General features: G+C 36.6%; 6 protein-coding genes and 2 pseudogenes. 1 reads left to right on the forward strand and 7 read right to left on the reverse strand.

Annotated features, from left to right (window positions below; genetic code table 11):
• Positions 1 to 125: 125 nt before the first annotated feature.
• From LOK41_RS26800 to LOK41_RS26810, 3 genes and pseudogenes are all read right to left on the reverse strand, one after another.
• Positions 126 to 431, reverse strand: a pseudogene (locus LOK41_RS26800) (IS4 family transposase); the annotation flags it as partial.
• A 128-nt stretch (positions 432 to 559) separates the two neighbouring features.
• A complete protein-coding gene (locus tag LOK41_RS26805) occupies positions 560 to 1,234 on the reverse strand; it encodes a GNAT family N-acetyltransferase (RefSeq protein ID WP_241819029.1) in 675 nt (224 codons plus the stop codon).
• Positions 1,231 to 1,800, reverse strand: a complete 570-nt coding sequence (locus LOK41_RS26810) for a hypothetical protein (RefSeq protein WP_241819031.1) — start codon at positions 1,798 to 1,800, stop codon at positions 1,231 to 1,233. The genes LOK41_RS26805 and LOK41_RS26810 overlap by 4 nt, the downstream gene beginning before the upstream one ends.
• Positions 1,801 to 1,987: 187 nt before the next feature.
• Here LOK41_RS26810 and LOK41_RS26815 point away from each other — a divergent pair, with 187 nt between their 5' ends.
• Positions 1,988 to 2,584, forward strand: coding sequence for a TetR/AcrR family transcriptional regulator (locus LOK41_RS26815; protein WP_241819032.1), 597 nt, complete (start codon positions 1,988 to 1,990; stop codon positions 2,582 to 2,584).
• A 308-nt stretch (positions 2,585 to 2,892) separates the two neighbouring features.
• On the opposite strand, the gene LOK41_RS26820 is transcribed toward LOK41_RS26815, so the two are convergent.
• The 4 genes and pseudogenes from LOK41_RS26820 to LOK41_RS26835 form a co-directional block, all read right to left on the reverse strand.
• Complete coding sequence (locus tag LOK41_RS26820; RefSeq protein WP_241819034.1) at positions 2,893 to 3,747, reverse strand: Rpn family recombination-promoting nuclease/putative transposase; 855 nt, start codon at positions 3,745 to 3,747, stop codon at positions 2,893 to 2,895.
• A 474-nt stretch (positions 3,748 to 4,221) separates the two neighbouring features.
• On the reverse strand, positions 4,222 to 5,007 hold the full coding sequence (locus tag LOK41_RS26825) for an SDR family NAD(P)-dependent oxidoreductase (RefSeq protein WP_241819036.1): 786 nt from the start codon (positions 5,005 to 5,007) through the stop codon (positions 4,222 to 4,224).
• 107 nt (positions 5,008 to 5,114) lie between these two features.
• Complete coding sequence (locus LOK41_RS26830; protein WP_241819037.1) at positions 5,115 to 5,753, reverse strand: TetR/AcrR family transcriptional regulator; 639 nt, start codon at positions 5,751 to 5,753, stop codon at positions 5,115 to 5,117.
• A gap of 865 nt (positions 5,754 to 6,618) precedes the next feature.
• Positions 6,619 to 6,720 (reverse strand): annotated as a pseudogene (locus LOK41_RS26835) (IS6 family transposase); the annotation flags it as partial.
• Positions 6,721 to 6,871: the final 151 nt, after the last annotated feature.

Consider the following 6,871-nt stretch of genomic DNA (forward strand, 5'->3'; position numbering starts at 1 on the left):
CCATTAGGGTTTATTTCGTATGTAAATCTTTAAATTCCCTACACGTAGCCTTTAGAAAAAAGAAACAACCTCTACTATAATTGACGTTGTATGAGCTTAGCTTGATAGCGATGTGGTGCTACCCCTAACAGTAAAGAAAAAATATGTTGTAAAAACAAAACTGCTTTAGCATTTAAACGTTTATTTAGGCCCTCAGGGCTGAGTAAAGTACCAGTAGCTGCATGAAGCCTACTACATAATCGTACTAAGGGATCACTTGCTACTCGTTGACTGATCCAAATACAAATTGTAGCTAAGTCTGAGCCAGAAAACTTACGTTTTCGCTTTATAAATCCGATTTCTCTTGCAAGTTCTTCTAAAAATATAGGTGTAACATATCGTTGTAATTCTTCTGCAAATGGTAGTAGTTCATCTTGAATCGAGAGATTCATAAGAAAACGTCATCCTTTCTAATTTAACTTGTTTAGAAAGGATAACTTTTTTTTGTGTTTGAAGGTATTAAAATCTCTTGAGTTGATGGGCATGTAAGGTGACCCCTAGTATGAAATTCAAAACCACTTCATAAATAATTCGAAATCTCAGAATCTCTATTGCCCGAGCTCTTTTTCTGATAGAACATGCAATACACAGGTACGATGTCAATTTGTGTTTCTCCGCTTAGAGCAAATCCGAATCTCCGGTACAAACTTACATTTTCAGCATTTTCCGTGTCCAGTGCGACTCCCTGCGATTTATTATCCGTATGTACCGTATGCAATAGGTGTTGCAGCAGAGCCTTACCGATTCCCTTGCCCTGGTTCTCCGGGTTTACTCCAATCATGATAAGGTAGTGATGCGCCATTTTAGGAGCAAATGATCTTGTCACTCGCATATAGGAACTGAGGAGACCTAAAGTTTTTCCAGACAGTTGAAAAAACAATGGAATCAACCTCCCGATTAGTAATGCTCCTCCTGTTATATTTTGAAGCCTGCTAGGTTGCGGTTTTTCAACGGTGTATACGCCAAGCAAGTTTTTATTTTCATACAAGCCCCACACCTCTTCATTGAGCATAAAGCTTTTATCAAACATAAAGGACACAAAAGCTGTCACGCTATTTCTTGCTTTTCTATCAATCTCCGAATCACCAAATACATGCAGGAATAAGGGATCTTTGGCAAATGCCTTGCTCATGAGTGATACGAATAAGGGCTTCTCCCGTTTGGTGAGCTTGGATATTCGATATGGAGCACTCATGCTTTTTCACCTGTGTTGTTGCTTGTTTTCTCATAATGATCAACAGCAAAGCTAAATAACACTTTAAGCATAAATAATAAGCAGATGATCAACATATAGGGCTGTATATTTGGCAGCATCGGTATCCAGCCAAGACCAACAGACAGGAGCAAGCCTGCAATAAATCGTTGTGAATGCTTCCCAATCAGAGCATTCACGATAAATGCTCCTGCAATCGTATAAGCCCAAACCCCGATCGAATACCAAATATCTGTATGTAAGAGAAGCGCAACAAGAATGATATGAAAGTGTATCGCAATGAATACGATTCGATTTGTTTTGCGTGCTGCATAAAAGTTGCTGGTTGAAGCTGTAAAGTTGGCTACGCATCCAGAAAAAATATCGAATATCAACAATAATGCCAGGGCACTGCGCCAAATCGGCAAGTTGTCTGTGAGTTCAGGGAATCTCAAATATAACGCAATGGTTAGCAATCCACCGAAAAACAGTATGGCTAGAATAGACCCAATACTTTGTTTTTCACCGAACACATCATGTAAAAATGAAGGAATCCGAATTTGTTTCATACAAGCACACTCCCATCATAAGTTAATGTTTGCGAACATCGTGTTGAATAAAAAAGATATATAGTAAATATACTATTTTACTACAAAATTATTATAAAAATTTTTAAAATTGAGATTTCAATAGATTTGTACTCCTTTTATTGAATTACTCTAAAACTTGGGCTACACTACAAGTGAGGTGGAGCATATGAACGGATTCGAAAGACGAAAACAGAACAACATTGAGCAAATATACAGCTCCTCATTTGAATTGTTCTCCAAATATGGTTTTCAAAAGGTAAGCGTGAATGAAATCGCTCAAAATGCGAATGTTTCTCCCGCTACCATTTATAACTACTTTGGAACAAAAGAACAGCTCTATGCCGATATGCTTATAAATTGGATGGACAAACAGTTGGAGCAGTATGAGAAGATTCTGAATTCAGCGTGTTCCTTTCCTGAAAAGACGAAGAAAATTATGCTGCTAGAAGCTAAAAATTTACAAATTTTATCGGATAAGTTTCAGAAATCCCCATTCTCTGAGGTGAGTGGGTTGATGCAAAGGCTGGAGAGCTATAATGAGCAGAAGGTCATGCAATTTTTTATGAAGTTTGTCACGATTGGAAAGCAAGAGGGTTACATTCATAGAGATCAAACAGAAGATATTACTATGCTGTACTTCACGATGTACAAAAATGAGCTGGGTCGGCATTGGGAAGCGTCGAATCAAGAACGCATAACGAGAAATATGGATCAATTGATGGAATTGTTTTTCTATGGGTTGGTCGGAGAGAAGCAGAAGTAGGACGAAATTGGAAAATTGACTGTCTGTCCTGTTACGAAAAACCGTATCACAAATAGGGGTCACAACAAATAGGAAAGGATGGCGTTTTTTTACACTTTGGGGTAGAGAAAATTCTTAAGTTGATGGGCATGTATGGTGAGGCCTACTGGAAGATATCATTACAGTTAGGTTGCGATTCAACCATGTTAGGAAAAGAGCTAAAGAAGCGTGGACTATATCGTAAATTTCACAAGGATATTAAGCAAGATGATTATAATATATAAAAAGCTTTGCGAAATTTTCCGCAAAGCTTTTGTCATGACATATAATTATAATACTAATTTTCGTATTTCTTCTATACTAAGACCTGTGAATTTTGCAATGTCTTCTAAAGGCATACCATTTTTGTGCATACCACGAATTAATTGAATTTTCCCCTCTTCACGAGCATGAGCTATTTTAGCTTGTTCATCTAGAAGTTCTTTTTCACGAGCTTCATAAGCTGTTCGGAAAGAAGAATCATGACTCATATTTTCCCATTTATTCATTGCCTTTTGTAAAATTGGATCTTGATTCATCGCAATCTCCTCCAAGGTTTGAGTTAAATGTTCATCTTCATGGGCTGGTAACAATAACATCCAACGAACAAATGTATTTTCCCATGGGTTTACTTTTTCTTCACGCCATTCTCTTACTAATTTTGGAATCTCTACAAAATGGATTTCAATATCATCACTTAATACTTGTTGCGATTTTGTATTCCACAACTGTCCGATGGTATGAAATTCTTCATCGTGAGAAAACAAGACAAAATCTAGTAAGTTAATGGTAATGGTTTTCCGAAGTGAACGATACGGCATTCCTTCTTGCATTTGGGACGTATAGAGCTTACCCCAATAATATAAAGAACGCTTTACCATATCATGTGTATTTCGAAGCTGAATTTCTATATTCACTTGCGTTCTATTATCGAGTGTTGCTAATAAGTCTAAAATGGATAACTTATCATCTTCATAAGATTTATGGAGATGTGGATCTTCTAGTTGTAGTGATGAAATAGGTGCCTCTAAAGATTCTGCTAAGATGGCGTTTAGAAATCCAATTAAGATTTCTTCATTCCCCTTTGTTCCGAATAACTGTTTAAAGGCAAAGTCAATTCGTAAATTTACTAATTTTGTGGACATGGATTTCCTCACCCTGTCTTTCTTTTCTTAACTATATTTTATAAGATAGTCCTCTACACTTGCAAATGCTACTTTTATCAATTATAGATGGTGGCTGTTTGTTCCTTGGCTTGTTTATCTTTTTTAGTTAGTTTGTTTTTTCGCATGTATCGGTATAGCGTTGCTTGACTAATACCTGTCATATTCACAATTTCTTGTATGGCCTCACCATACATGCCCATCAACTTAAGAATTCAGAATTACCCCAAAACGAAAAAATGAGCTTTTTTGCTACAAGTTAGCACAAAATTTCGTTCTGGGGGCATTTACCTTTCTTAGCTTGATTGCGATGTGGCGATACCCCTCATATGAAAATGATATTTTCATATGTTTAGAGTATTGTTTTCTACATGAAGTAGCATCAAAAATATAAATTTACTGCACTAGATCTGGATAAAAGAGTAGTGTTACAAAACCATAATTTGTAAATTACATTTAATTACGTGGTCGGAGAGTACGTTCAACAATTCCTAGTGTAAAACGACGAGAGAAAAATCTTGAGACTTGGGCCACTAAATAATTTTGGCAACCAGATATAATATGGCTACGCCCTTTCTCAAGTGCTCGTAGAGCGTTATTTACAACAGTGTTTGGGGGTTGTCTAGAGCCAACGGAGGCTTCGCTCGAGCCAACAACATCAAAAAATGAGGTTTCTGTTGCACCTGGACAGAGCGCAAGGACTTTAAGCCCCCGTTTACGGTTTTCAGCCCAAAGCGCTTCACTAAAGGAGAGCACGAACGCTTTGGTTGCTCCATAAACAGCCATATAAGGATCGGGCTGAAAGGCGGCAGTGGAAGAAACATTAATTATCCCACCATCCCGATTACGTAATAAATCAGGCATGAATGCATGTGTGATATCCACTAAAGCAGCGACATTAAGCATCACTTCCTCATGCTGCCGTTTTCCTGAGACTTGCTCAAAGTACCCATAGGTAGCAAAGCCTGCATTGTTAATTAAAAGATCAACCTTCAAATGATGTTTTTGAACCTCATGGAGTAAAGCTTGTGACGCACCTGGTACGGAAAGATCCAGTGCAATTACTATTACCTTAACTTTGTGTGTAACTGAAAGCTCTGTAGCTAACGTCTTCAATTTTGCTTCATTACGTGCAACCAAAATGAGATTGCATTTTTTTGCTGCTAGTGAATAGGCAAACGCTTCACCAATACCAGATGATGCACCTGTGATGAGAGCCGTTTTATTTGAATAAATAAACATAATAATTAACCTCCTCAGAAACGATATTTTACTTTGGTAACACTGTTGCCGATAAGCAATAATCAACTGAAGTCACTTGTTACAAGGACTTCAGTATGCTCAATATTCTATGATTGAAATGAGGATGTCTTAAATGAAGAAAGCGTCTTGTTTAATGTGAATTCATAGACCTCTTGAGCCATGCTTAAATTAGAAAAATGACCAGCAAACTGAAGATGTATGACTCCATGTAAAGCAGACCAAAGCATTCTGACAACCAGTAGCGGATCATTATCTTCAAATTCGCCTTGTTCAATAGCACGTATTACGGTTTGCTGGATTCGGGATAATGCAGTAATCGTGCCTTCAAGACTTTGTTCATCCGGCTTAAAATCAGATAACTTCCCGCCAAACATCATTTTGTAATAACCAGAATGATGTTGTGCAAATTGCCAATAAGCCCAGCTTATAGCAACCAAATCATCAAGGACTTTTTCTGTGACCGGTACTTGTTGAAAAGTTTCAGCTAATAGCCGACATCCATCCATGTACATTTCATTAACAAGACCATCTTTATTACCAAAAAGACTGTAAATAATTTTTGTTGAACAACTTAATTTCTGAGCAACTCGTCGTACTGTTACTGACTCAGGGCCTTCCTCTAAAAGAAGGAGACATGCGGCATCAATGACATTTTTACGAAGCAATTGTTGTTGCTCAAGCTTCACTTCTGAATAGCTTTTATAGGAATGCGATAACTTAGACATAATTCAATGCACTTCCTTAAAAAATTTTAAAAAATAAATCTTACATGCAATTACAGAAACAACGTTTCCTCTAGGAATCATTGTATCGAAGTAATAAATCTTTGTCAATTATTAAAATTTAAACTAATACAAAGCTATATACAGCGAGCACCCTTACTAAAATCAACTGAATCCATAATAACTGCTTCCAAAACAGTAATAAGTAATAGGGGTCACCATACATGTCCATCAAGCTAATATTTTGAAGTATCTCCCAAACGAAATTTTTAACTCTCTACAGTTATTTATGTGAATTCAGCTCGTTTTTTTCGTTTTGGGGGTATTTAATTACTTTACCTTGATGGCGATGTGATGTGACCCCATTAATGCCTCACCATATCAAAAATTTTACCTTTTCACAGTTATTCATAAGAATTCAGCTCATTTTTTATTTTTTTGATCTTTATTTTTCTTAAGTTGATGGGCATGGCCTCACCATATCATTTCGGGAATTCTGTACGTTTAGACACATTTTCGTCACAATTAACCCCTTTTACTGTACGCTAAGAGATATTTGTTCAGAAAATCCTATTTTCTGGACACATCAATTTCATTCTTAGTTTCGTAGATTTTTCCCTATAAATACGTCCGAAAACTCTGTCCATAAATCTATGTTCAGATAATACCATATGCTTGAAGTTATGTTACAATGATAGGCGGATAGATGTGGTAAAGTATGTATAAATAGGTTATAATTACCTTTTGTGTGTATTAATCCGTATATGAGAAATAAGTGAATTTATGGTTAAAAAAACAAGCAATTGCACAACAGATAAAAATCAATGGTTTGTTCTTCAAAATCTACCGCACGATAGAGATACATTCATTGCGATTTTACCTTGATATACGTTTCATTGACTCTCCAGGAGTCATTTGTTTGCTTGAGATGACTACGTATTCATTTTCCGAATTCAGGATCATACAAGTGAGAGTTCAAATAAAAAGGAGAATTGAAATGAAAAAAACTATGTTAGCTCTGACATCTTTGTTCACTGCTTCAGCATTCGCTGTGTCTACAGCTTCAGCCGCATCGGATGTATACAATAACTTTGCAGAATTGTCGACGCATTACCAAAAAG

This window comes from Bacillus sp. TL12 (assembly GCF_022625245.1).
Taxonomy (GTDB): domain Bacteria; phylum Bacillota; class Bacilli; order Bacillales; family Bacillaceae_G; genus Bacillus_A.